The organism is Rhodopseudomonas sp. BAL398, assembly GCF_033001325.1.
Classification (GTDB): domain Bacteria; phylum Pseudomonadota; class Alphaproteobacteria; order Rhizobiales; family Xanthobacteraceae; genus JARJEH01.
Genome location: NZ_CP133111.1, coordinates 4,443,242 through 4,468,424, shown reverse-complemented (window position 1 = coordinate 4,468,424; position 25,183 = coordinate 4,443,242). Strand labels below are relative to the sequence as shown.

Here is a 25,183-nt window from a genome sequence, read left to right as displayed (position 1 = left end):
TCGTGCAAAGAAGGTTCCGGTGAGCGCATTTCTCGAGCATCTGATCGAATTCGCCTCGGCGCATGCCGGGCTCGCTTATCTGATCGTCTTTTTGTCCGCCCTGTTGGAAGCCGTGCCGCTGCTCGGCTCGGTGATTCCCGGCTCGACCATCATCCTGGCGCTGAGCGCGTTGATTCCCGGCGGTCACCTGAATGTGGTCCTGGTCATCGCGGCGGCGGTGGCGGGGGCGGTGATCGGCGACGCCGCCGCCTATTGGACCGGGCATCGCGGCCAGCGCCGAATCCTCGGCGCCTGGCCGATGGCGCGCTATCCCTTGCTGGTCGCGCGCAGCGAGGCGTTCTTTCTGCGCTATGGCGCCTGGGCGGTGTTCTTCGCCCGCTTCGTGGCGCCGGTCCGGGCTTTGGTGCCGGTCACCGCCGGCGCGCTGGGCATGGCGCCGGGGCGATTCTTCGCGGTCAATCTGCCGGCGATCGCGCTGTGGGCGCCGGCCCATGTGTTGCCCGGATTGATCGCCGCCACCGTATTGGCCAAGCCGCACCAATTGGGGCTGCATCATCTGCTGCCGGTGCTGGCCGGCGCGGTGACCACGGCGTTGCTGGCGCTGTGGGCCTGGCGGCGCTGGCGCAAGGCATCTGCCGATCTGTCCGGCAGGGACGCCTGAATACAAGACCGCCTGAATGAACGCGCGCGGCTGTGCGCCGCGCAAGCGGCGCGACAGCGACTCGTCAGCTGGCGCCGCGAACCACGGTCTTCAGATAATTATAGGCCTTGATGATCTCGATCAGGCGATCCTCGGTGGAGCGGTCGCCGCCATTGGCGTCGGGGTGATGCTGCTTCACCAGCGCCTTGTATTTCGCCTTCACCACTTCCAGCGTGGCGTCGGAGCCGAGCCCCATCACCTGCAGCGCCTTGCGCTCGGCGTTGAACACCTTGCGGGTCTCGACCTTGGGCTCCTCGGCCTGCGAACCCGGGCCGGGCCGCCAGCGGCCGCGGCCGTTGAGCTCGCTGAACATGTGGAACGGGTCGGAAGCGTCGTCGATCTCGGCGGCGCCGGCCTTGCCTTTGGTCTTGGTGCCGTTGGCGCCCATCTTCCAGGTCGGGCGGTGCCCGGTCAACGCATCCTTCTGATAACGCGCCACCGCGTCGGCTTCCATGCCCTTGAAGAAATTATAGCCCTGATTGTATTCGCGTACATGGTTCAGGCAGAAGTGCCAATATTCCTTCTCGGCGCCGCGGCCCTTGGGCGCGCGATGGCCGCCCTTGTTCTTGCAGCCGGGCGCCTCGCACATCTGCGCTTCCTCGCGCGCAGCCGCCTGCTGCTTCGCGCTCAGCTTGTTGGGCTTGATGCGGATGCTGTCGAAAAATTTGGAGGAGTCGATGGCCATGGCTGACTATGACAACGCTACGCGGCGGGCTTCAAGTCTTGACATTGCGAATAGCACCCGGGTTGATGGGAATAGATGAATTTCAAACATTACCCTGACGGACGTGGCCAGATCATGAGAGCGAAAGACTCTATCACACAGAAGTTGAACGAAGCTTTCGCTCCTGTGAGTCTCGACGTGATTGATGAATCACATTTGCATGAAGGCCATGCCGGCCACCGGCCGGGCGGCGAGACCCATTTCAGGGTCAATATCGTGTCCCCGGCCTTCGCGGGCAAGAGCCGACTCGACCGCCATCGCATGATCAATGCCACGCTGGCGGCGGAACTCGCCGGCTCGGTGCACGCGCTGGCGATCAAGGCCCAAGCCCCCGGCGAGGCTTAGACTCCCCCGGCGAGGCTTAGACTCCCCTGGCGAGGCTTAGGCTCCCCGGGCAAGGGCTAGCCTGCCAGCTTCGGGACCAGTCCCGAGGATTGCGCCTGGCCGGCGCTTGATCGAAATCAAGGATCAAGCGGCGACCTTGCATAGACTATTCCCAGGGGCGATTCTCGCGGCACTGTTTTTGAAGGCCGCCATCAGGAGAGTTCGCCCGATGACAAGCTCGCGCATCTTCATTTCGATCACCTCGAGCTTTGCAGCTGGGGGCCATGCCATCGCGGTCGGCGCGGCCGCAATCAATGACGCCGGCACGGCGGATGCCAGCCAGACCGGGGAGGATTGATCGATGGGACATGGACCGCATTGGGGCATGATGGGCGACAGCTTCGGCGGAATGGGTCCGCTCAATATCATCAGCTGGATCGTCGGCCTGATTCTCGTCGCCGTGCTGGTGGCCTGGTTTATCCGCACCAATTCCGCCGCCAAGGCGCGCAATGATCCCACCGAATCGCGGCGCGTCGCGCTCGACGTGCTGGAAGACCGCTATGCCCGCGGCGAAATCAACCGCGAGGAATTCCTGCAGAAGAAGCAGGACCTCAACGGCTGACTGACGTCCCCGGATCATTGCTGCGTGGCGCGCTGATCCGCGGCGCCGCGGGGCAACAGCTGGGCGTCGACGCCGTCAGAAGACGGGGCCGACGCGCGGCTTCTTGGCGAGCAGCCCGACCTCGGCCTGTTGCGGCACCGGCGCGATCCGCAGCGCGGTAATCCGGTTCCGCTCGCGGCGCAGCACCCGGAACAGGAAGCCGTGAAAGGTGAAGCTCTGGCCGCGCTCCGGGATCGAGCGCGCCTCGTGGATCACCAGCCCCGCCACCGTGGTCGCCTCCTCGTCGGGCAGGCGCCAATCCATCGCGCGGTTGAGATCGCGGATCGGCACCGAGCCGTCGACCACCACCGACCCATCGGGCTGGGTGCGCACGCCGGCCACCACGACGTCATGCTCGTCGGAGATGTCGCCGACGATCTCCTCGAGAATGTCCTCCAGCGTCACCATGCCTTCGACTTCGCCATATTCGTCGACCACCAGGGCGAAATGGGTCTTGCGGCTGCGGAACGCCTTGAGCTGCTCCGACACCGGGCGCATCTCCGGCACGAACCAGGCCGGCAGCGCGATGGTGGTGACGTCGATCTTGTCGGTCTCGCCGTCGGCGGCGCGGATCGCGCGCAGCAGGTCCTTGGCGTGCAGCACGCCGATGATGTTTTCCGGCTTGTCGCGCCACAATGGAATCCGGGTATATTCGGTGGAAAGCACCTCGCGCACCAGTTCCTCGGGCGGCAGATCGGCGTTGATCATCACCATCTCGGTGCGGTGAACCATCACGTCGGACACTTGCAGGTCATTGAGATCGAGCAGGCCGCCGAGCATGTCGCGGTCCTGCTTGGCGACGCCGCCCTCGTGATGGATCAGCTCGACCGCGCCGCGCAGCCGTTCGGTCGGCGACAGCAGCGGCTGGTCATGGCCGATCTTGATGCCGAACAGGCTCATCAGCACCCGCACGATCGCCTCGATCACCGTCAGCAGCGGCCCGAGCATCAGCACCATCAACGTCATCGGCCTTGCCGCGAACAGCGAGACCCGGTCCGGCGCATTGATGGCGATGGTCTTCGGCAGCACCTCGGCGAAGATCACCACCAGCACCGTCATCACGCCGGTGGCGTAAAGCACGCCGACATCGCCGAACCAGGCGGTGAACAGCCCGGTCGCCAGCGCCGAGGCGCCGATGTTGAAGATGTTATTGCCGAGCAGCAGCGCGCCGATCATCCGCTCGCGCTTGGCGAACAATTGGCCGACGATGCCGGCGCGGCGATTGCCCTGCTTGGCCAGCCGCATCATGTTGGCGCGCGACGACGCGGTCAGCGCGGTCTCGCTGGCGGAGAAGAACGCCGAGCACAGCAGGCATGCCAACACGATGCCGAGGGTAAGCCAGTCCATTGGTTCGATGCTCAGGGTTTGCGCGCGAGTTGCCGGGCCAGGAAGTCCCGAACCGGCGCGGGCTCGACATTATTGGCGATCACGGCGCGCCCGATCGCCTGCAACAGGATGAAAGTGAGCTGACCGCGCTTCACCTTCTTGTCCTGGGCCATCAGGGTCAACAGCGCATCGGCGTCGGCGAGGCCTTCCTGGGCAAAGCCTGCGATATCCTGCAGATGGGTAGGCAGCCCGACTTCGGCAAGGTGATGCGACAGCCGCGTGGCGTCGTCCTGCGGCAGCATCCCGAGCTCGGCGGAGAATTCGGCCGCCAGCACCATGCCGACCGCGACGCCTTCGCCGTGGAACAGCCGGTCGGAGAATCCGGTGGCGGCTTCCAGCGCATGGCCAAAAGTGTGGCCGAGATTGAGCAGCGCGCGCTCCCCGGTCTCGCGCTCGTCGCGCGCCACCACCGCCGCCTTGGCCCGGCACGAGGTGGCGATGGCGTGTTCGCGGGCGCTGCCGCCCTGGAAAATATCGCCGTGGTTGGTCTCCAGCCAGGCGAAGAACGCGGCGTCGCCGATCGCGCCATATTTGGCGACCTCGGCATAGCCGGCGCGGAACTGGCGCGGCGACAGCGTGTCGAGCGTGCCGGTGTCGGCGATCACCAGAACCGGTTGGTGGAACGCGCCGAGCAGGTTCTTGCCCTGCGGCGAATTGATCCCGGTCTTGCCGCCGACCGAGGAATCCACCTGCGCCAGCAGCGAGGTCGGCACCTGGACGAAATCGACGCCGCGGCGCAGGATCGCCGCCGCAAAGCCGGCCAGATCGCCGACCACCCCGCCGCCGAGCGCGATCACCAGATCGTTGCGCTCGATTTTCGCCGCGATCAGCGCCTCGGAGACGGTCTGCAGCCCGGCATAGGTTTTCGAGCTCTCGCCCTCGCCGACAATGATTTGGGAACTGGACAAGCCGGCGGCCGCGAGCGAAGCCTCGGTCTGGTCGAGCCAATGCTTGGCGACGGTGCGGTCGGTGACGATCGCGGTCCGCGCGCCCGGTCGCAACGCCGCGATTCGCCCGCCGAGCTGCTCCAGCACGTCGCGGCCGATCAGGATGTCGTAGCGGCGATCGCCAAGCGCGACCTCGACCGTGATCGGGGCGGAATGGTTCAATGGCGCGGTCATGGGGTCTCGCTCGGAGTTGGGGGCGCGGCATTGCCAAGGCAGAGATACGCGTGCAGCGCCGCGACGCATTCGTCGACGATCTTTTCGTGCGGCACGTCGCGCGACGCAATGGTGATGTCGGCGCTCTGATAGGCCGGATGCCGCTCGCCGATCAGCCGCTCGATGGTGGCGGCGGGATCGGCGGTGCGCAGCAACGGGCGGTCGGCGCGGCGCTTGACCCGGCGCAGGATCACATCGGACTCGGCCTTGAGCCAGATCGACACCGCGCGGTCGCGAATCCGCTCCCTGGTATCGGCGCGCATGAAGGCGCCGCCGCCGGTGGCCAGCACCTTGGCGCCGCCGTCGAGCAGCCGCGCGATCACCCGCGCCTCGCCGTCGCGAAAATGCGGCTCGCCATGGATTTCGAAAATCTCCGCGATCGACATCGCCGCGGCCGCCTCGATTTCATTGTCGGCATCGAGAAACGGCAGGCCCAGCCGCAGCGCCAGCCGGCGACCGACGGTCGACTTACCGGCCCCCATCATTCCGATCAGCACGACCGGACGCGATCCCAGCGCCGCGACGATCGCGGCTTCTGTGAACGCACGGGTCTCGGCCGGCGACTCGGTCTCGAACATTGATCTGGCACCCAAATTCACCGGCACGGTCATGGCGGCGTTATCGGTGCCGGTTATACTACCCGGGTCAAGGCTGTTGCCAGAGTCTCTTGCAACCGGCCGGCGAACATGGTCGTAGTCAGGGTCTCAACCGCCGCCTATCAACGGTAAATCGTTGCCGGCCAAGACAATTTCGCCTGAGACCTTTGCTATGCCCTCTTTGTTCCGGTTTCTGACGGTTGTCGCGGTGATTGGCGGAATCATTTATGGCGTGATCTTCGCGCTGGCGAATTTCGTCAATCCGCAGCCGCGGGAAATGACCGTGACCGTCAAGGCCGACAAGTTTCTCAAGAAATAGCCGCTAGGCTTGTCAGATGGCCGCCAGCTCCTCCGATGCAAAACTCACCAACCTGTTCCTCGACATGATCGCCGCCGAACAGGGCGCACCGCGCAATACGCTCGATGCCTATCGGGGCGATCTGACGGATTTCTCCGACTTCCTCGGTCACCGCAAGGGCAGCTTCGTCACCACCGACACCGAGGCGCTGCGCGATTATCTCGGCGACCTCGATTCCCGCGGCTACAAATCCTCCAGCGTGGCGCGCAAATTGTCGGCGCTGCGTCACCTGTTTCGCTTTTTGCTGACCGAGCGGATCCGCGCCGACGATCCGGCCGCGATCCTGTCGGGACCGAAACGCGCGCGCGGCCTGCCCAAAGTGCTGTCGATCGCCGATGTCGACCGGCTGCTGGATTGTGCCAGGCGAGCCGCCGAGGCGCCCGAAGTGTCGCCTCAGGCGCGGCTGCGGGCGGCGCGGCTGTATTGTCTGCTGGAAGTCTTGTACGCGACCGGGCTGCGGGTCTCCGAACTGGTGTCGCTGCCCTTGGCGGCGGCGCGGCGTGACGCCCGCATGATCGTGGTCCGCGGCAAGGGTAATAAAGAGCGGCTGGTGCCGCTCAACGAGACCTCGAAACAGGCGATGGCCAGCTATCTCGCCGCGACCGAAATGTTGCGCAAGGAGAAGAAATCCAACGCCAGCGCCGGCAAATGGCTGTTTCCCTCCTCGGGCGAGAGCGGCCACCTGACCCGCCAGCATTTCGCCCGCGATCTCAAGGAATTGGCGTTCACCGCCGGGCTGCCGCCGCGGCTGGTGAGCCCGCATGTGCTGCGCCACGCCTTCGCCAGCCATCTGCTGCACAATGGCGCCGACCTGCGCATCGTCCAGACCCTGCTCGGCCACAGCGATATCTCCACCACGCAGATCTATACCCATGTGGTCGAGGAGCGGCTCAAGAGCCTGGTGCGCGACCTGCACCCGCTGGCGGAAGGCAACTAGAGCAGTTTTGTTTTTGATGGAATCGGGACTGCGCTTCGGAGCGCTCACAACAGGCACCGCCTCATGGTGAGGAGGCGCGAAGCGCCGTCTCGAACCATGGGCCGCAGACCATCCGGCTCCTCATCCTTCGAGACGCCCGGCTTCGCCCTTCGGGCTAGCCGACCGGCGCGACGAGCTGTCCGGGTGGGGAGCAGCGGGGAGCAATTTGCCGGCCCGCTAAAATATATCACAAGGCGGTGAAAACATATCTTTGAGCTAGCTTCGCCGATTTTCATGATATATCTTAGAGCGATCATAAACGAGACAGAGGATTTTCCATGTTTGGATTCAGAGAGGCGCTCGGCCACGGCCGTCGCGGACATTTTCACCAACGTCACTTTGACGAACGCCACGCTGGCGACGAACGCCATGCCGGCCCGCGCGGCGGCGGCCGGTTCGGCCGCGACGGCGGTCCCGGGGACTGGCAGGAGGAGGGCGAGGGTCGCGGCCATGGAAGGCGCCGGCGCTTCGAGGGCGCCGAGCTGCGGCTGGTGCTGCTCAAGCTGATCGCCGACCGGCCGCGCCATGGCTATGATCTGATCCGCGCGATCGAGGAGCTGACCGGCGGCGCCTATGCGCCGAGCCCCGGCATCATCTATCCGACGCTGACGCTGCTCAGCGAAATGACCCTGATCGAGGAGCAGGTGTCGGAGGGCGCGCGCAAGCAATTTGCCATTACGCCGGACGGCACCGCGCATCTTGCCGAGCACGCCGCCGAAGTCGCCGCCATGCTGGCGCGGTTGGAAGCTATGGGCGCGATGCGCGAACGCACCGACGCGGTGCCGGTGCGCCGCGCCATGCACAACCTCAAAAGCGTGCTGATGCATCGGCTCGGCGCCGGCCTCGGCAAGGACAAACTGCACGAAGCGGTGGCGCTGATCGACGAAGCCGCCAGCAAGATCGAGCGGCTGTGATGAGCAGAACCGACACCTTGCCGGGCCAGGGCACTCCCCCTGGCCCGGATCACACGCCGCGCCATCAGGTGCAGCGCGTTCGCCACGAACTCCGCCGCCGTCTGCTCACAGTGGCGGCAATCACGCCGCTGCCGTCGCGGATGCTGCGGTTCGACCTGACCTCGCCGGAGCTCGGCGATTTCGTCAGCCTCGGCCATGACGACCACGTCAAACTGATCTTTCCGGCCGGCGCCGACGGCAAACCGGTGATGCGGGATTTTACCCCGCGCCGGTTCGACCGAGCGCGCGGATCGCTGACGATCGATTTCGCTCTCCACGAGGCCGGGCCGGCGACCCAATGGGCGGCATCGGCGCGGCTCGGCGACACGCTCGAGATCGGCGGCCCGCGCGGCTCCAGCGTGGTGCCGGACGATTTCGACTGGTATGCGCTGATCGGCGACGAGACCGCGCTGCCGGCGATCGGCCGCCGCGTCGAGGAATTGCGCCCCGGCGTGGCCGTGGCGAGTTTCGTGATCACCGCCGACGGCGCCGCGCAGCAATTGGCCACCGCTGCTGCCTGGACGCCGCATTGGATCGCGCGCGATCCGTCGTCCGATGACGCTGCCCAGCTGCTGGCGGCGCTGGCGGCGTTTTCGCTGCCGGAAGGCGAGGGTTTTGTCTGGATCGCCGCCGAGGCGGCGGTCGCCCGGGCGCTGCGGCGCGAGATCGTCGAACAGCGCGGCCATCCCAAAGCCTGGACCAAGGCGGCGGGCTATTGGAAACGCGGCGAACCCGACGCCCACGAGACCATCGAAGACTGAGGACGTCATCTGCCGCCATCGGGCGCCGCCGATGGCCGCATGTGGGCCGCGCGAGCGCGAAACCAAGTCGTTGACACAAATTACCTTTTGCGTCGCCCGCTTGACTCGGGCGGCCGATGGCTAGAAAAGCCGGGTTTGGCCGCTATCGCCCGTCCCTCCCAGACCCCATATCGTGCAAATGCCTGATCCCATGCGCAGCTATCTCGATTTTGAAAAGCCGGTCGCGGAACTTGATTCCAAGATCGACGAATTGCGTGCGCTGGCGGAGTCCGGCAGCGACATCGGCGAGGAAATCAGCCGGATCGAGGAAAAGGCCGGACAGGCCTTGCACGACCTCTATGCCACGCTGACCCCATGGCAGAAGACCCAGGTGGCGCGGCATCCGCAGCGGCCGCATTGCCTCGACTATATCGAGACGCTGATCACCGAATTCACCCCGATGGCTGGCGATCGCAAATTCGGCGAGGACGAAGCTCTGGTCGGCGGATTCGGCCGTTTCCGCGGCGAAAGCATCTGCGTGATCGGCCAGGAAAAGGGCGCCTCCACCGAGAGCCGGCTCAAGCATAATTTTGGCATGGCGCGGCCGGAAGGCTATCGCAAGGCCGTGCGGCTGATGGAAATGGCCGATCGTTTCGGCATTCCGGTGCTGTCGCTGGTCGACACCGCCGGGGCCTATCCGGGCATCGGCGCCGAGGAACGCGGCCAGGCCGAGGCCATCGCGCGCTCCACCGACGCTTGCTTGGCGCTCGGCGTTGCCAATGTCGCGGTCGTGATCGGCGAAGGCGGCTCCGGCGGCGCCATCGCGATTGCCACCGCCAGCCGGGTGCTGATGCTGGAACACGCGATCTACAGCGTGATCTCGCCCGAAGCCGCCTCCTCGATCCTGTGGCGCGATGCCGCCAAGGCCCAGGAAGCCGCGACCTCGATGAAGATCACCGCGCAGGATCTGGCGCGGTTCGGCGTGATCGACCAGATCCTGCCGGAGCCGAAAGGCGGCGCGCATCGCGATCCCGCCGCCATGATTGCGACCGCGGGCGACGCCATCGCCCAGGCCTTCGCCGCGATGGCAGACCTGGACCGCGACACCATCCGCAAGCAGCGGCGGCAGAAATTCCTCGATATCGGCCGCAAACTGGCCTGATCCGGCCCCGCCGGACTGATGCGGCGGACGGCTGAGCTCCGCCAGCCTCTGCTCAACCTTCCTTAACCATATTCATCGGCCTGCCGGTTCGGTCCAAGTTTGGCCGCGAGCGGCGTGTTCAGTGTTCCTTGACCATGCCCCGGCATGGCGCGTCCGCACCGCCTTGATCGGCTTGCGAGCACGGGGTCTTAAGGATAATATTTGGCTAGGGTAATGGGCACAATTGTCGACAATCGGAGACTGAATTTGCCCATTGGCTGCGGAGCTTCGCTTTGATCAATCTCCCAGGTCGCGCGCTTGTCGCCTCGGCCGTGCTTGCGGCCGGCTTGGCGCTGGCCGGCTGCAATAGCGACCAGATTTCGCTGGCGAGTAACGCCAAGGCCAATCAGCCGGTGCCACCGCGCTTGGTTTCCGAGATGCAGACCAAGGACATGGATCTGCAATCGCCGATCCTGGTGCGGCTGTTCAAACAGGAGGCCGAGCTCGAGATCTGGAAGCAGACTCGCTCAGGCCGTTTTGCTCTGCTCAAGACCTATCCGATCTGCCGCTGGTCCGGCGATCTCGGACCGAAGATCCGCGAAGGCGACCGCCAGGCGCCGGAAGGATTCTACGCGATCTCGCCCGGCCAGATGAATCCGCAATCGTCCTATTACCTGTCGTTCAACACCGGCTATCCGAACGCCTTCGATCGCGCGCTCGGGCGCACCGGCTCGCAGCTGATGGTGCATGGCGACTGCTCGTCGCGCGGCTGCTACGCGATGACCGACGAACAGATCGCCGAGATTTATTCGCTCGGCCGCGAATCGTTTTTCGGCGGCCAGCGCGCGTTCCAGCTTCAGGCCTATCCGTTCCGGATGACGCCGGCCAACCTGGCCAAGCATCGCAACAATCCGAACATGCCGTTCTGGAAGATGCTTAAGGAAGGCAATGATCATTTCGAGGTGACGCGGCAGGAGCCGAAGGTCGATTTCTGCGAGAAGAAATACGTATTCGACGCGGCCGCCCCGCCGGATGCATCGCAGCCGCTGTCGTTCAACCCCGCCGGCAAGTGCCCGGCCTATGTGATCCCCGATTCGATCGCCTCGGCCGTGAAGGCCAAGGAGCGGAGCGATGACATCAAGACCGCCGAGCTGATTTCCAAGGGCATGCCGGTGGCGCGGCTGCAGACCGGCATCGATGGCGGCATGAACCGCGTGTTCGCCGCCAAGCTGCCCGATGCCTCGACCGGCCTGTCGGAAGGCGGCGACAGTCAAAGCCTGGCGCTCGCGGCGATGACCCGCGCGCCGGGCACGATCCCGCCGACCGTCAACCCTCCGCGAATCTCCGCCGGCGTGACCGGCACCGTGTCGGAGCCAGCGGCCGCGGTGGAATCCACCGCGCCTAAGGCCTATGTCGCGTCCGTGGAGTCAAACAACCCGTCCAGCTCCAGCAATTTCTTCAGCAGCCTCGCCAGCAAGGTCGGGATCGGCAGCCACGAGGCCAAGCCGACCGCCGAGGCGGTCCCGCTGCCGATTCCCCGCGCCAAGCCCAAGACGGCCCCGCGAAATTATGCCGTCAGAGGTCAGGACAGCGCAGCGCCGCCGCGACATCAGGCGCAGGTGCCGACCCCGGCCGAACCGCCAAGGCACACGGCCGCTGCCCGGCCGCAGCTGAAGCCCTCGCTCGGTTCCGAGAGCACCGCCGCCCTGTCCGGCAGCACGATGGCCGGCGCCGCGCCGGTGGTGTCGACGAATTCGTTCGACAGCCGGTTTTCAGCGGCGCGCTGAGGCTGCGCCGGCGAAGACGCCGCAATTTCATTTCAGGTGACGACGACCACAGCGCCTCGACCGGCAGGCCGCATCTGCGAGGGACCGACCTACCACGCCGAAGTCCGCCTCAGCCTCAACCCTCGGATCTTGCCGCTGGGATGTTGCCGCTGACGCAGCTTCAGGCGACCTGACATCAAAGGGCACAGCCTCGCGTTCGTCATGCCCGGCCTTGTGCCGGGCATCCACGCATTGAAAACCGTGCTGGATCAAAGGCGTGGATGGCCGGGACAAGCCCGGCCATGACTCAATTGATGAGTCAACGGCAACGTCCGTCGGTATGACCCGTCTGATCAAACTCGGTCATTCCGGGGCGCGAGCAGCTCCGCTGCGAGCGAACCCGGAATCTCGCGGCAAGGCAGGGCGCTTAAAGCGCTTGATCGATTGATCGATTGATCGAAGCGGATTTGGTCGTTCCCAAGGGCACTGAGTCCTCATCCTGAGGAGCCCGGCAAAGCCGGGCGTCTCGAAGGATGAGGAGCCGGATGTCTGCGGCCTATGGTTCGAGACGGCGCTTCGCGCCTTCTCACCATGAGGGCGTGCCCGTTGTGAGTGCTCCGAAGCGCAAGCCTGATTCCATCAAAAACAGAATTGCTCTCTAAGCGAGATTCCGGGTTCGCTCAGCCTGCGGCCGCGCGCCCCGGAATGACAGCATCCATGGAAACAAGCTCTATGGAATCAAGCGGGTCACCCCGCCTCGAAGCCGCAGCTCAGGCGTAGCGGCCGTGGCAGTGCTTGTACTTCTTGCCGGAGCCGCAGGGGCAATCCTCGTTGCGGCCGACCTTGCCCCAGGTCTCGGGGCGGTTCGGGTCGCGCGCGGACTTGTCGGCATTGTCGGCCGGCGCCAGCGAGACATTGGCGAACGACATCTCGTCCTCGCCGGTGTTCGGATCGAGCTTGTGCGCTTCCATCGGCGGCAGCTCATGGTCCTGCTCCGGCGGAATGATCTCGACCCGCATCAGCTGCGCGGTCACCGCCTCGCGCAGATGCGCGATCATCGCCTCGAACAGGCTGAACGCCTCCGACTTGTATTCCTGCAGCGGGTCGCGCTGGCCATAGCCACGCAGCCCGATGACGTTGCGCAGATGATCCAGCATCACCAGATGCTCGCGCCACAGATGATCCAGGGTCTGCAGCAGGATGCTCTTTTCGGCGTAGCGCATCACCTCGGGGCCCCATTGCGCCACCTTGGCCGCCATGTGTTCGTCGAACACCTTCTCCAGCCGCGCCAGCAATTCCTCGTCGGCGATGCCTTCTTCTTTGGCCCACTCATCGACCGGCAGATCGAGGCCGACCACGCGATCCAGCTCTTCCTTGAGCCCGGCGACATCCCACTGCTCGGCATAAGCGTGTTCGGGGACGTGCTTGGAAACCAGATCCTCGACAAAGGCGTGACGCATGTCGGTGACGGTCTCGTTGACGCTGTCTTCCTTCATCAGGTCGACGCGCTGGTCGAAGATCACCTTGCGCTGGTCGTTCTGGACGTCGTCGAATTTCAGCAGATTCTTGCGGATGTCGAAGTTGCGCGCCTCGACCTTCTGCTGCGCCTTTTCCAGCGCCTTGTTGATCCAGGGATGGATGATCGCCTCGCCTTCCTTCAGGCCGAGCCTGGTCAGCATGGTGTCGAGCCGGTCGGAGCCGAAGATCCGCATCAGATCGTCTTCCAGCGACAGGAAGAATTTCGAGCGGCCGGGATCGCCCTGACGGCCGGAACGGCCGCGCAGCTGGTTGTCGATGCGGCGGGATTCATGGCGTTCCGAGCCGATGATGTAGAGCCCGCCGGGCCGGGTCACGGTCTTGGCCGGCTTGGAGCCCTTCGCCGGCTCGATCTCGACCACATCCTCGGCCTTCAGCACGATGTCGCGGAAGCGTTCTACGTCCTTCTTGATTTCCTCGATCTTGGCGGCCTTTTCGGCCTCGTCGGTGATGCCCGCGGTGTCGTGTTCGATCCGCATCTCCAGCGAGCCGCCGAGTTTGATGTCGGTGCCGCGGCCGGCCATGTTGGTGGCGATGGTGATCGCGCCCGGCACGCCGGCTTCGGCGACGATATAGGCTTCCTGCTCGTGGAAGCGGGCATTCAGCACCGCGAACAACTTCGCCGGCTTGCCGGTGCGGGCGGCGGCATAGAGTTTGTCCATGCCCTTGGGATCGGCGAAGTCGATCTGCTTGTAGCCGTGCTTGAGCAGGTAGTCGGCCAGCACCTCGGATTTTTCGATCGAGGCGGTGCCGACCAGCACCGGCTGCAGCCGCGCATTGGCGCGCTCGACCTCGGCCAGGATCGCGGCGTATTTCTCGTTCTGGGTGCGATAGACCTCGTCGTCCTCGTCGAGACGCGCGATCGGCAGATTGGTCGGGATCTCGACCACTTCGAGCTTGTAGATGTCGAACAATTCGTCGGCTTCGGTCAGCGCCGTGCCGGTCATGCCGGCGAGCTTGTCGTACATCCGGAAGTAGTTCTGGAAGGTGATCGAGGCCAGCGTCTGGTTTTCCGGCTGGACCGTGACGTGTTCCTTGGCTTCCAGCGCCTGGTGCAGCCCTTCCGAATAGCGTCGGCCCTGCATCATGCGACCGGTGAATTCGTCGATGATGATCACCTCGTCGTCGCGAACGATGTAGTCCTTGTCGCGCGAAAACAGCGAATGGGCGCGCAGCGCCTGATTGATATGATGCACCACCGAGACGTTCTCGACGTCGTACAGCGACTCGCCCTTGAGCTGGCCGGCGTCGCGCAGCAGGGTCTCGATCTTCTCCATGCCGGCTTCGGTCAGCGTCACGGTGCGCTGCTTCTCGTCGAGCTCGTAATCGGTCGCCTTGTCGAGCTTGGGCAGGAAGGTGTCGATGGTGTTGTAGAATTCCGAACGGTCGTCGAGCGGGCCGGAGATGATCAGCGGCGTGCGCGCCTCGTCGATCAGGATCGAGTCGACTTCGTCGACGATGGCGTAGGCATGGCCGCGCTGCACCATGTCCTCGAGCCGGTACTTCATATTGTCGCGCAGATAGTCGAAGCCGTATTCGTTGTTGGTGCCGTAAGTGATGTCGCAGGCATAGGATTTCTGCCGCTCGCCGTCATCGAGACCGTGCACGATGACGCCGGTGGTCATGCCGAGGAAGCGGTAGATCTGGCCCATCCAGCCGGAGTCACGGCTCGCCAGATAGTCGTTGACGGTGACGACGTGCACGCCCTTGCCGGCCAGCGCGTTGAGATAGACCGCCAGCGTGGCGACCAGCGTCTTGCCTTCGCCGGTCTTCATCTCGGCGATGTCGCCCTCGTGCAGCACCATGCCGCCGATCAGCTGCACGTCGAAATGACGCTGGCCGAGCGTGCGCTTGGCGGCCTCGCGCACCGTGGCGAAGGCCGGCACCAGCAATTCGTCAAGGGTCTTGCCTTCGGCGATCTGTTTGCGGAATTCATCGGTGCGGGCCCGCAGCGCCTCGTCGGACAAAGCGGCGATTTCCGGCTCCAGAGCGTTGATGGCGTCGACCCGAGCCTGGTAGGCCTTGACGCGACGATCATTGGCGGAGCCGAAAAATTTGCGAGCAAGCGCGCCGAGCATACTAAAATCCTGTCTTTGCAGTTCGGCGTCGCCGCCGGCACATCATTCAACCGAAGCTATCAACTCATCGTGACGCAGGGGCTGGCATCCGGTTCGGGCGTCGCGCGAAATCAGTGGGAATCCAGCAATCCGAGGTATTCGGCCAAGCTTCGGCCGGTCGATGCCTGTCCCACCTTACTAGTCTGGGGACAGATATGGCTGGGTCAGGGGGTTGTCAACGCGCCAGCCGGTCGCGGAATTCATGAAATTGACCAAGTTTTCGCGTTGCCAAGGCCGCATGGTTGGGCAACTGTCCCGCCGCCCCGAAACAGCACTATTTCCCGAAGATAAGGATTCTCCATGACCGCCGTGTCGTTGTTACCCAAATCCAGCCATCGCTTCGGCCTGACCGCCGTGACCGGCTGCCTTGCTTTGGTGCTGTTTGCGGGTCTTCCGGTTCGCGCCGAAGACGCCAATCCGGTGCTTGCCAAGGTGAACGGTGCCGAGATCCGCCAAAGCGACGTGACCCTGGCCGAACAAGAACTCGGGCCCAGCCTGGCGCAGATGGACCCGGCGACCAAGCAGGACAACGTGTTGTCGTTCCTGATCGACATGAAGATCGTCGCCAAGGCGGCCGAGGACAAGAAGATCGCCGACACCGCCGATTTCAAGACCAAGCTGGCTTTCGCGCGCAATCGCCTGCTGATGGACAGCCTGCTGGCGACCGAAGGCAAGGCAGCGACCACCGACGCGGCGATGAAGAAGGTCTATGACGAGGCCGCCAAGCAGATCGCCAGCGAGCAGGAAGTTCACGCCCGCCATATCCTGGTCGAGACCGAGGACAAGGCCAAGGAGATCGAGGCGGAGCTGAAAAAGGGCGCCGACTTCGCAGAATTGGCCAAGAAGGAATCCAAGGATCCGGGCGCCTCCGACGGCGGCGACCTCGGCTTCTTCACCAAGGAGCAGATGGTGCCGGAATTCTCCGCCGCAGCCTTCGCGCTGGAGCCGGGCAAGATCTCGGAGCCGGTGAAGTCGCAATTCGGCTGGCACATCATCAAGGTCGAGGAAAAGCGCAACCGCACTCCGCCGTCATTCGAGCAGGTCAAGGCCCAGATCGAGACCTATGTGACCCGCAAGGCGCAGTCGGATTACGTCGCCGAGCTGCGGAAATCCGCCAAGGTCGAGCGCATGGACAAGCCGGCGGAAGTCGCCAAGCCGGCCGATGCGGCCAAACCCGCGGACGCGGCGAAGCCCGCGGATGCGGCCAAGCCGGCCGATTCCAAGATGGCGCCGGCGAAGAAGTAAGCTCCACGCATCGATCAAGCCGCGTCCCGTCCGGGGCGCGGCTTTTTGCTGGGCGCAAAGCCTGACTGAAAGAAACCCATCAAATCAGCCATGATTCCGTCATTGCGAGCCGAGGCCGGCGCGCAGCGCCGTCCGACAGCGATGCAATCCAGGAGCCCAAAGCACAGGCTGGATTGCTTCGTCGCAAGAGCCCCTCGCAATGACGACCTTGAAGGCTTGATCTATTTGATCACGCTTTCGGCAATTTGGCCTTGAGCGCATAAAGCGCCTCGAGCGCCTCGCGCGGCGACAATTCGTCGGGATGGATTGCCCCCAGCGCCGCGATCAGCTGCTCGGCTTCGCTGGGCGGCGACGGTTCGGCCGGCGCCCGGGCGGTGACCGCGAACAGCGGCAGATCCTCGGCCAGCGCCCGGGCGTTCTGGCCGCGATCCTGGGCCTCGAGCTTGGCCAGCACCGATTTTGCCCGCGTGATCACGCCCGGCGGCAGCCCCGCCAGCTTCGCCACCTGAATCCCGTAGGAGCGGTCTGCCGAGCCCGGCAGCACCTCGTGCAGGAACACCACGTCGCCGCGCCATTCCTTGACCCGGACGGTGGCGTTGAACAGCCGCGGCAGCTTGCCCGACAGCGCGGTCAGCTCATGATAATGAGTCGCGAACAGCGAGCGGCATCGATTACTTTCATGCAGATGCTCGATCGCCGCCCAGGCGATCGACAGCCCGTCGAAGGTCGCGGTGCCGCGGCCAATCTCGTCGAGGATCACCAGGGCGCGCTCGCTGGCCTGGTTGAGGATCACCGCGGTCTCGACCATCTCGACCATGAAGGTCGAGCGTCCCCGCGCCAGATCGTCGGCGGCGCCCACGCGCGAGAACAGGCGATCGACAATGCCGATCCGGGCGCGGGTCGCCGGCACGAAGGAGCCGATCTGCGCCAGCAGCGCGATCAGCGCGTTCTGGCGCAGAAAGGTCGATTTACCCGCCATGTTGGGGCCGGTGATCAGCCAGATCTGGCCGGATTGCTGCCCAGGCCCCGGCGACAGGTCGCAGGCATTGGCGATGAAGGGCTGGCCGTCGCGGCGCAGCGCCTGTTCGACCACCGGATGCCGGCCGCCCTCGATCGCAAAGGCAAGCGAGCCATCGACCTCGGGCCGCGCATAATTGTCGTCCACCGCCAGTTTCGCCAGCGCGGTCGCGACATCCAGCAAGGCGAAGGCGTGGGCGGCGGCGCGCAGATCCTCGCCGGCCGCCTCGACCATCGCGGCCAGCCGGTCGAAAATCTCCAGCTCCAGGCCGAGCGCGCGGTCGCCCGCATTGGCGATCTTGGCCTCGATCTCGCCCAGCTCGGATGTGGTGAAGCGGGTCTGCCCGGCCAGGGTCTGGCGGTGAATGAAAATGGCGTTGAGCGGCGGCGTCATCAATTTGTCGCCGTGCTGCGCGGTGACCTCGACGAAATAGCCGAGCACATTGTTGTGCCGGATCTTCAAGCCCTTGACGCCGGTCTCGTCGGCATAGCGCGCCTGCATGGCGGCGACGATCAGCCTGGAATCGTCGCGCAGTTTTCGCGTCTCGTCGAGCGCGGCGTCGAAGCCGTCGCGGACGAAGCCGCCGTCGCGTTTCATCAAAGGCAGGTCGTCGGCCAGCCCGCGGGCGAATTCGAAGGCCAGATCCCGCGACGGCCGCCGCAGCGCCGCCATCGCGGTGGCGATGTCGTGCGGCGGGGTATCGAGCTGCGCCAGAAGCGCCAGCACCTGATCGGCGGCCAGCACGCCGTCGCGCAAGGCGGCCAGATCGCGCGGCCCGCCGCGGCCGACGCTGAGCCGGGCCAGCGCGCGCGCCATATCGGGCGCCGCGCGCAATGACGCGCGGATATCGTCGCGCAGCGCTGGCTCGGCGACGAAGCTCGCGACCGCGTCGAGCCGGCGCGCGATCATCGCCACATCGGTGAGCGGCGCCGCCAGCCGCTGCGCCAGCAAGCGTGAGCCCGCGGCGGTGACGGTGCAGTCGATGGCATCGAGCAGCGAACCCTTGCGTTCGCCGCTTAGCGTCCGGGTCAGTTCGAGATTGGCGCGGGTCGCCGGATCGATCGCCATGGTGGCGCCCGCCATCTCGCGCGACGGCGGCGACAGCGGCGGGCGTTTGCCGAGCTGGGTGCGGTCGATATAGGTGACACAGGCGGCGGCCGCGGTGGCTTCCAGCCGCGACATCGCCGACAGCCCGTCCATGGTGGCGACCGCGAAGTAATCGCACAGCCGCCGCTCGGCGGTGGCCGAATCGAACACGTCGCGGGTCAGCGGCGTCACCGCCGGCAATTCGCGTAACGACGGCCCGAGTTCGGCATCGCCATAGAGCGCGTCGGTGACGATCACCTCATTGGGATTGATCCGCGCCAAAGTGGCGGCCAATTCGCCGGTTGCGCATTCGGTGACGATGAATTCGGCGGTCGAAATGTCGATCCAGGCGAGGCCAATACGATCGGTGCCGGCGGAGCCGCGGGCGCGGGCGATCGCCAGCAGATAATTATTGGCGCGGGCATCGAGCAAAGTGTCTTCGGTCAGGGTGCCGGGCGTGATCAGCCGCACCACGTCGCGGCGCACCACGCTCTTGCGGGCGCGGGCCAGTGCGGGATCCTCGGTCTGCTCGCACACCGCAACGCGGTGGCCAAGCGCGATCAGCCGGTGCAGATAATCGTCGGAGCGCTCCACCGGCACGCCGCACATCGGAATGTCGAGCCCCTGATGCTTGCCGCGCTTGGTCAGCGTGATGCCCAGCGCGCGCGAGGCGATCTCGGCGTCCTCGAAGAACAATTCGTAGAAATCGCCCATCCGGTAGAACAGCAGCAGGCCGGGATTGGCGGCCTTTATTTCATGGTACTGCTCCATCATCGGCGAAACCCGCGCGGGCGGCTCCGCGGACGCGGCGGATTCGGGAGGCACGGGAACAGCGGGTTGTATCGTCATGGTGGGCGGCAAACTCGAAACTGGTCCCTTGGAACTGGTCCCTTGGAATCGATGCGGAGTGGCATCGGAACCGCCCCCTCTCCCCTAGGGAGAGGGTTGGGGTGAGGGGTGACGGACTATCTTGAGGGCATAACCCCTCACCCGGCGCTTCGCGCCGACCTCTCTTTATGGGAGAGGTGAGGCCGAACCCGGCGCGCCGGTCTCGGCTCAACACTAGCAAAATTCCGCGCCCGGTTCCTACCGGCTTGGCCGCGAAATACACGGTTTCCGACAGGCGGAATTGACCGGCAATTGACCTTGGCGGTGGTGCTTTCTAGAACTCGCGCTCAATTCCGGCGTCGAAGCCCGGATGGCAACCCAAGGGAGATTGAATCATGGCCGATGTCTTTGTCTGCGACGCGGTTCGCACCCCGATCGGCCGGTTCGGCGGGTCGCTTGCCAAGGTCCGCGCCGACGATCTCGCCGCCACCCCGATCAAAGCGCTGATGGAGAAGCATCCGAAGCTCGACTGGGCCGCGGTCGACGAGGTCTATTTCGGCTGCGCCAACCAGGCCGGCGAGGACAACCGCAACGTCGCCAGGATGGCGCTGCTGCTGGCCGGCCTGCCGAATTCGGTGCCGGGCCTGACGCTGAACCGGCTCTGCGCCTCCGGGCTCGACGCGGTCGGCGCCGCGGCCCGCGCGATCCGCGCCGGCGAGATCGATCTGGCGATTGCCGGCGGCGTCGAATCGATGACACGGGCGCCGTTTGTGCAGGGCAAGGCGGCCGAGGCGTTTTCGCGCCAGGCCGAGATCTTCGATACCACGATCGGCTGGCGCTTCATCAATCCGCTGATGAAGGCGCAATACGGCGTCGATGCGATGCCGGAGACCGGCGAGAATGTCGCCGAGGAATTCCAGATCTCCCGCGCCGACCAGGACGCCTTCGCGATCCGCTCCCAGCAGCGCGCCGGTGCGGCGATCGCATCGGGCTATTTCGCCGAGGAGATTGTCGCGGTGACGGCGCCCGGCGGCAAGGCCGGGCCGATCACCATCGACAAGGACGAACATCCGCGCCCGGACACCACGCTGGAAGGCCTCGCCAAATTGCGCCCGATCGTGCGCAATCCCGGCACCGTGACGGCGGGCAATGCGTCGGGCGTCAATGACGGCGCGGCCGCGATGATCCTGGCCTCGGAAGCCGCGATCAAGAAGCACGGCCTGACGCCGCGCGCGCGCATCCTGGGCCTGGCCTCGGCCGCGGTGCCGCCGCGGATCATGGGCATCGGCCCGGTGCCGGCGACGCGAAAACTGATGGAACGGCTAGGGCTCAAGATCAGCGATTTCGACCTGATCGAACTCAACGAGGCCTTCGCCTCGCAGGGCCTGGCCTGTCTGCGCCAGCTTGGCGTTGCCGATGACGGCGATTTCGTCAATCCGCATGGCGGCGCGATCGCGCTCGGCCACCCGCTCGGCATGAGCGGCGCGCGTCTCGCGATGACTGCCGTGCACGGCCTGGAAAAGCGCGGCGGCAAATTGGCGCTGGCGACGATGTGCGTCGGCGTCGGCCAGGGCGTCGCGATGGCGATCGAGAAGATGAATTGACGGATTGCGCCTCATCCTGAGGAGCCGCGCGGTTGCGCGGCGTCTCGAAGGATGAGGCTGCTCATTCCCTCATGGTTCGAGACGCGCGCAAAGCTGCGCGCTTCTCACCATGAGGGCTCTCAATTTCAGCCTGTGTCCCGGACGCGAAACGGCGTTGCACTGCGTCCGGGCACACTGAACCTTTAGTCTTATCCGATCGCGCTAGTCGATCACCGCCACATGATCCGGCGCCTGCGATTGCTGGCGCAGCGCGACCTTGGTGGAGCCGATCATGATCGCCAGCGGGATGGCGCAGGCGGTGACCAGCATCACCAGCTGATAATCATGCGCGAACGCGATGATCTGCGCCTGCAGATTGACGATGGCATCCATCATCGCCTGGCCGGTGGTGGTGCTCATGTCGATCGAGCCGGTGACATTCGGCATCTGCATCGCATCATTGAACGGGGTGACGTGCTCGACCAGCACCGCATGCGCCTGTCGAGAGCCCGAGGTCAGCTGCGCGATCACCACCGAAATGCCGATCGAACTGGCGACGTTGCGCACCAGCGTCAGCATCGAGGTGCCGTCGGTGCGCAGATGGCTCGGCAGCGTCAGGAACGCCACCGTCGACAGCGGCACGAACACCAGGCCGAAGCCGAAGCCCTGGATGATGTTGGTGACGATGATGCTGTGGACCGGGGTCTGGTCGGTCCAGCCGGTCATCACATAAAGCGACGCGCAGGTCAGCGTCAGGCCGAAGGCGATCAGGCTGCGGGCCTCGACATAGCGCATCAGCCGTCCCACCAGCATCATCGCCACGAAGGTGCCGCAGCCGCGGCTCGCCAGCAGCAGACCGGCGGTCATGATCGGATAGCCGGCGACGTTCTGCAGATAGGGCGACGCCAGCGCCATGGTGGAAAACAGCACCAGCCCCATCACCGCCATGAACACGCAGCCGCCGATGAAATTGCGGTCCTTGAAGATAGCGAACTGGATGAACGGCTTGGCGGTGGTGAAGGAATGCGCGAAGAAGTAGTAGAAGCCGACCACCGAGATGATCGCCTCGGCGATGATTTCATTGGATTCCATCCAGCCGAGCTGCTCGCCGCGGTCGAGCGCCAGCTGCATCGAGCCGATCGCGATCGCCAGCGCGGCGAAACCGAACCAGTCGAATCGCAGCGTGGTGTTCTGCTTGGTCTCGTCCATGAAGGCCAGCAGGCCCAGCACGGTGAACACGCCGAACGGCAGATTGACGAAGAACACCCAATGCCAGGAATAGGTCTCGGTCAGCCAGGCGCCCAATGAGGGGCCCATGATCGGCCCCATCATCACGCCCATGCCCCAGATCGCCATCGCCTTGGCGCGCTCGTGCAGCGCGTAGGTGTCCAGCATCACCGCCTGCGACAACGGCACCAGCGCCGCGCCGAACACGCCCTGCAGCAGCCGGAATGCCACCATCTGGTTGATGTTCTGCGCCAGGCCGCACATCACCGAGGCGATGGTGAAGCCGCCCGCACAGATGATGAAGATGCGCTTGCGGCCGAACCGGTTGGCGATCCAGCCGACCGGCGCGGTCATGATCGCGGCGGCGACGATGTAGGAGGTCAACACCCAGTTGATCTGGTCCTGCGACGCCGACAGCGAGCCCTGCATATAGGGCAGCGCCACATTGGCGATGGTGGTGTCGAGCGCCTGCATGATCGTCGCCGTCATGGCGCAGATCGTAACCATGTTCCGGCGCAGGCCCGGAACCGCGATCGGTGCTGCGGCGGCGGTCGACATCGTCAGTTTCCGTCCTGGTTCTGGGCCGGCGCCGCCACCGCAGATTCAAAGCCGAGGATCTTGGCGAGCGAGCGGTGGTGATGGGTGTCGATCGAGATGAAGGAACTCATGCCGGCCTTCAGCTTGCGCACCGCCGGGTCGCTGGGATCGAGCGCGATCCGCAGCGGCACCCGCTGCACCACCTTGACGAAATTGCCGGTGGCGTTCTGCGGCGGCAGAATCGCGAATTGCGCGCCGGTGCCGGGGCTGAGCGAGGTTACCGTGCCGGTGAAGACGTGGTCCGGAAAAGCGTCGACGTCGACGGTGACTTTCTGGCCGACCGCCACATAGGTGAAGTCGCTTTCCTTCGGATTGGCGTCGACCCACGGCGCCGTGGTGTCGATCACGCTGAACACCGGCGTTCCGGCGGCGACGAAGCGGCCGAGCTGGATATTGTCGACTTGCGTGGCGGTGCCGCTCATCGGCGCCCGAACCGTCGCCAGATCGAGATTGCGTTGCGCATTATCGAGCGCCGCCTTGGCTTCCATATAGGCCGGAAACTGCTCGAGCGGCAGTTCGGGATCGCCGAGCAATTGATTGAGCGCGGTCGAGCGCTGCTGCTTCACCAGCTGCAGCTGCGCCTTCGCCGTCACCAATGTGGTCGCGCTGTTATCGAGGTCGAGCTGCGACCCGGCATTGCTCTTGACCAGCGAGGATTTGCGATCGACGTCGCGCTGCTTCAAGTCGATGCCGGCATTCACCAGATCGACGGTCTGACCATACAGCTTGACGTTGGCGACCAGATTATCGTGGCTGGTCTTGGCGTCGGCGAGTTTGGCGCGGGCCTGCGCCAGCGCCAGCCGATACGGCACCGGATCGATCTGGAACAGCACGTCGCCGGGCGAGACCTGTTGGCCCTCCTTCACCGTGACGCTGACGATCTTGCCGGCGACGTCGGGGGTGATCAGCACTTTCTGGGCGCCCACATAGGCGTCGTCGGTGGTGACGTAGCGGCCGCCAGTCAGATAAAAGGCGAAGCCGACGATCAGCGCGAGCAGCGGCAGCACGATCAGCAGCAGCGGGCGCCGATATTTGCGCAAGCCGGTCAGCCGCTGAGGCGGCGGTTCCTTGGCCGGCGGATGCGCGGGCGGCTGTATCTCGGGTACCGCCTTTTGTTCGGGCGAAAACTTCAAAACTGGATCAGCCATGATGCTGTTCCTTTCGTGCAGGTTGGCCCTGCGCGGCGTGAACCGCGGCACGGACGTTTTCCTTGATGGTTTCCAATTGGGCGAGTAGCCGCTGCGTATCGGCCGGGGCAATGCCCGCGAGCGCAGTGGCGGTGATTTCCGAGCGGACGCCGGCGAGTTTGCCGAGCAATGGTCGCGCGGCCTTACGTAGATAGAGTCGCTTGACCCGGCGGTCGCTGTCGTCGAGGCGGCGTTCGAGCCAGCCATGGTCGCACAACCGATCGATCAACCGCGTCAACGTGATCGGCTGCATCTCCATCTGTTCGGCGAGCTCGGTCTGCTTCATGCCTTCGCAGCGCTCGACCTTGGCCAGCACCGCCCATTGCGCGCGGGTGATGCCATGGCAAGCGGCGCGCTTGTCCGCATAGGCCCGTAGCAGCCGCTGCACCTCGGCCAGCGTAAACATAAAGTTAATGTCGACCGAACCGCGCGCCATGGACCGCTGCACTCCCTAAGCTTGCGGTAACATAAGCTAGCTTATGAATTCAACGAGAGGTATCGGGTGCATAAGTCGCCTGCCCGGCGCGCATGGCTCGTCGCGCGGCACAGGACGGTGCGAGATTGCTTGATCGCGTGTTACAATCCGAGGATCGAACACCACATGTCTGGTAACGGACAAGTGTTCCTTGCCCAGCACAGGTTAGCCGATGACAGCCGCAAAGCCGACTTTTCCAGCGCCCGACCATGATCACGACCGCTGCACCGCGGATGCGATCGCGCATGCCGAGCAGGTCTGCGCCGGCCGCGCGCGGAACTTCACGCCGATCCGGCGCCATGTGCTGCGCGCCTTGTTGTCGAGCCACCGTCCGCTCGGCGCCTATGAGGTGATCGACGAGCTGGCGCGGCATATGCCGCGGCCGGCGCCGATCACGGTGTATCGGGCGCTGGATTTTCTGATGCAGAACGGATTGGTGCATCGCATTGAAAGCCGCAATGCGTTCCTGGCCTGCGCGCACGATCATGCCGACGCCTCAGCGGTGGCGTTCCTGATCTGCGACAGCTGCGGCTCGGTCGGCGAGCTTCCGGCGACGCCGGTGGCCAAGGCGCTGAACGACGCCGCGCGGCTGACCGGCTTCACGCCCAAATTGTCGGTGGTGGAAATCACCGGCATCTGCGCCCATTGCCAAGCCGCCGGGCAAAGTCTATCGGCTTAGTCTGTCCCGGCGCCATAAGGCCGTTCGGGAGCGCGACCGCACAACACGGTGTCAAGCCGGAGCCGCCATGCCTTTCCCCCACGCCAAATCCTGCCCCCACGCCACATCCTGCCGCCACGC

General features: G+C 65.1%; 22 protein-coding genes. 13 read left to right on the top strand and 9 right to left on the bottom strand.

Features of this window, described 5'->3' with window-relative positions:
* Nucleotides 1-19: 19 nt before the first annotated feature.
* Complete coding sequence (locus RBJ75_RS21080; protein WP_044404369.1) at nucleotides 20-661, top strand: DedA family protein; 642 nt, start codon at nucleotides 20-22, stop codon at nucleotides 659-661.
* A gap of 64 nt (nucleotides 662-725) precedes the next feature.
* Here the strand turns inward: RBJ75_RS21080 and RBJ75_RS21075 are convergent, their stop codons facing one another.
* A complete protein-coding gene (locus tag RBJ75_RS21075) occupies nucleotides 726-1,385 on the bottom strand; it encodes a J domain-containing protein (RefSeq protein WP_044404372.1) in 660 nt (219 codons plus the stop codon).
* A 114-nt stretch (nucleotides 1,386-1,499) separates the two neighbouring features.
* On the opposite strand from RBJ75_RS21075, the gene RBJ75_RS21070 reads away from it, so the two are divergent.
* The 3 genes from RBJ75_RS21070 (at nucleotide 1,500) to RBJ75_RS21060 (ending at nucleotide 2,370) form a co-directional block, all read left to right on the top strand.
* A complete protein-coding gene (locus RBJ75_RS21070) occupies nucleotides 1,500-1,769 on the top strand; it encodes a BolA family protein (protein WP_044404408.1) in 270 nt (89 codons plus the stop codon).
* Nucleotides 1,770-1,875: 106 nt separating this feature from the next.
* A complete protein-coding gene (locus tag RBJ75_RS21065; RefSeq protein ID WP_044404375.1) occupies nucleotides 1,876-2,106 on the top strand; it encodes a hypothetical protein in 231 nt (76 codons plus the stop codon).
* A 3-nt stretch (nucleotides 2,107-2,109) separates the two neighbouring features.
* A complete protein-coding gene (locus tag RBJ75_RS21060; protein ID WP_044404378.1) occupies nucleotides 2,110-2,370 on the top strand; it encodes an SHOCT domain-containing protein in 261 nt (86 codons plus the stop codon).
* Between the two features lie 75 nt (nucleotides 2,371-2,445).
* On the opposite strand, the gene RBJ75_RS21055 is transcribed toward RBJ75_RS21060, so the two are convergent.
* The 3 genes from RBJ75_RS21055 to RBJ75_RS21045 are packed head-to-tail and all read right to left on the bottom strand — an operon-like array spanning nucleotide 2,446 to nucleotide 5,533.
* Nucleotides 2,446-3,756 carry an HlyC/CorC family transporter gene (locus RBJ75_RS21055; RefSeq protein ID WP_044404381.1) on the bottom strand — a complete coding sequence of 437 codons (1,311 nt, stop codon included), beginning with the start codon at nucleotides 3,754-3,756 and terminating at the stop codon, nucleotides 2,446-2,448.
* A gap of 11 nt (nucleotides 3,757-3,767) precedes the next feature.
* Nucleotides 3,768-4,916, bottom strand: a complete 1,149-nt coding sequence (aroB, locus tag RBJ75_RS21050; RefSeq protein ID WP_044404385.1) for a 3-dehydroquinate synthase — start codon at nucleotides 4,914-4,916, stop codon at nucleotides 3,768-3,770.
* Nucleotides 4,913-5,533 (bottom strand): shikimate kinase, encoded by a 621-nt coding sequence (locus tag RBJ75_RS21045; RefSeq protein WP_044404388.1) that lies wholly within the window; start codon nucleotides 5,531-5,533, stop codon nucleotides 4,913-4,915. Before RBJ75_RS21045 ends, aroB begins: the two co-directional genes overlap by 4 nt.
* A gap of 190 nt (nucleotides 5,534-5,723) precedes the next feature.
* Here RBJ75_RS21045 and RBJ75_RS21040 point away from each other — a divergent pair, with 190 nt between their 5' ends.
* The 6 genes from RBJ75_RS21040 to RBJ75_RS21015 all read left to right on the top strand — a co-directional run bounded on the left by RBJ75_RS21040 (nucleotide 5,724) and on the right by RBJ75_RS21015 (nucleotide 11,506).
* The gene (locus RBJ75_RS21040) at nucleotides 5,724-5,870 is read left to right on the top strand and encodes a hypothetical protein (protein ID WP_044404392.1); all 147 of its coding nucleotides are present in this window, start codon (nucleotides 5,724-5,726) and stop codon (nucleotides 5,868-5,870) included.
* Nucleotides 5,871-5,886: 16 nt separating this feature from the next.
* Nucleotides 5,887-6,846, top strand: coding sequence for a site-specific tyrosine recombinase XerD (xerD, locus tag RBJ75_RS21035; RefSeq protein ID WP_044404395.1), 960 nt, complete (start codon nucleotides 5,887-5,889; stop codon nucleotides 6,844-6,846).
* Between the two features lie 317 nt (nucleotides 6,847-7,163).
* On the top strand, nucleotides 7,164-7,799 hold the full coding sequence (locus tag RBJ75_RS21030; protein ID WP_044418763.1) for a PadR family transcriptional regulator: 636 nt from the start codon (nucleotides 7,164-7,166) through the stop codon (nucleotides 7,797-7,799).
* Nucleotides 7,799-8,599, top strand: coding sequence for a siderophore-interacting protein (locus RBJ75_RS21025; RefSeq protein ID WP_080901281.1), 801 nt, complete (start codon nucleotides 7,799-7,801; stop codon nucleotides 8,597-8,599). Before RBJ75_RS21030 ends, RBJ75_RS21025 begins: the two co-directional genes overlap by 1 nt.
* A 178-nt stretch (nucleotides 8,600-8,777) precedes the next feature.
* Complete coding sequence (locus RBJ75_RS21020; RefSeq protein WP_044418769.1) at nucleotides 8,778-9,740, top strand: acetyl-CoA carboxylase carboxyltransferase subunit alpha; 963 nt, start codon at nucleotides 8,778-8,780, stop codon at nucleotides 9,738-9,740.
* Between the two features lie 272 nt (nucleotides 9,741-10,012).
* Entirely contained in the window at nucleotides 10,013-11,506 is a 1,494-nt protein-coding gene (locus tag RBJ75_RS21015; RefSeq protein ID WP_044418765.1) for a murein L,D-transpeptidase family protein, read from the top strand.
* 749 nt (nucleotides 11,507-12,255) lie between these two features.
* Here the strand turns inward: RBJ75_RS21015 and secA are convergent.
* On the bottom strand, nucleotides 12,256-15,099 hold the full coding sequence (gene secA / locus RBJ75_RS21010; RefSeq protein WP_276156855.1) for a preprotein translocase subunit SecA: 2,844 nt from the start codon (nucleotides 15,097-15,099) through the stop codon (nucleotides 12,256-12,258).
* 339 nt (nucleotides 15,100-15,438) lie between these two features.
* Here secA and RBJ75_RS21005 point away from each other — a divergent pair, with 339 nt between their 5' ends.
* Nucleotides 15,439-16,383 carry a peptidylprolyl isomerase gene (locus RBJ75_RS21005; protein WP_044416281.1) on the top strand — a complete coding sequence of 315 codons (945 nt, stop codon included), beginning with the start codon at nucleotides 15,439-15,441 and terminating at the stop codon, nucleotides 16,381-16,383.
* 229 nt (nucleotides 16,384-16,612) lie between these two features.
* On the opposite strand, the gene mutS is transcribed toward RBJ75_RS21005, so the two are convergent.
* Complete coding sequence (mutS, locus tag RBJ75_RS21000; RefSeq protein WP_276156856.1) at nucleotides 16,613-19,336, bottom strand: DNA mismatch repair protein MutS; 2,724 nt, start codon at nucleotides 19,334-19,336, stop codon at nucleotides 16,613-16,615.
* A 374-nt stretch (nucleotides 19,337-19,710) separates the two neighbouring features.
* On the opposite strand from mutS, the gene pcaF reads away from it, so the two are divergent.
* Nucleotides 19,711-20,919 carry a 3-oxoadipyl-CoA thiolase gene (gene pcaF / locus RBJ75_RS20995; RefSeq protein WP_044418186.1) on the top strand — a complete coding sequence of 403 codons (1,209 nt, stop codon included), beginning with the start codon at nucleotides 19,711-19,713 and terminating at the stop codon, nucleotides 20,917-20,919.
* 201 nt (nucleotides 20,920-21,120) lie between these two features.
* Here the strand turns inward: pcaF and RBJ75_RS20990 are convergent, their stop codons facing one another.
* Genes RBJ75_RS20990 through RBJ75_RS20980 form a run of 3 tightly spaced genes read right to left on the bottom strand, consistent with a single transcriptional unit; the run spans nucleotide 21,121 to nucleotide 24,345 of the window.
* Nucleotides 21,121-22,683, bottom strand: a complete 1,563-nt coding sequence (locus tag RBJ75_RS20990; protein WP_044418188.1) for a DHA2 family efflux MFS transporter permease subunit — start codon at nucleotides 22,681-22,683, stop codon at nucleotides 21,121-21,123.
* A 2-nt stretch (nucleotides 22,684-22,685) separates the two neighbouring features.
* Nucleotides 22,686-23,870 (bottom strand): HlyD family secretion protein, encoded by a 1,185-nt coding sequence (locus RBJ75_RS20985; RefSeq protein WP_044418190.1) that lies wholly within the window; start codon nucleotides 23,868-23,870, stop codon nucleotides 22,686-22,688.
* Complete coding sequence (locus RBJ75_RS20980) at nucleotides 23,863-24,345, bottom strand: MarR family winged helix-turn-helix transcriptional regulator (RefSeq protein WP_044418200.1); 483 nt, start codon at nucleotides 24,343-24,345, stop codon at nucleotides 23,863-23,865. The genes RBJ75_RS20985 and RBJ75_RS20980 overlap by 8 nt, the downstream gene beginning before the upstream one ends.
* Nucleotides 24,346-24,556: 211 nt before the next feature.
* Between RBJ75_RS20980 and RBJ75_RS20975 the strand changes: the two genes are divergently transcribed.
* Nucleotides 24,557-25,063, top strand: coding sequence for a Fur family transcriptional regulator (locus tag RBJ75_RS20975; protein WP_044418192.1), 507 nt, complete (start codon nucleotides 24,557-24,559; stop codon nucleotides 25,061-25,063).
* The last annotated feature ends 120 nt before the right edge of the window (nucleotides 25,064-25,183 follow it).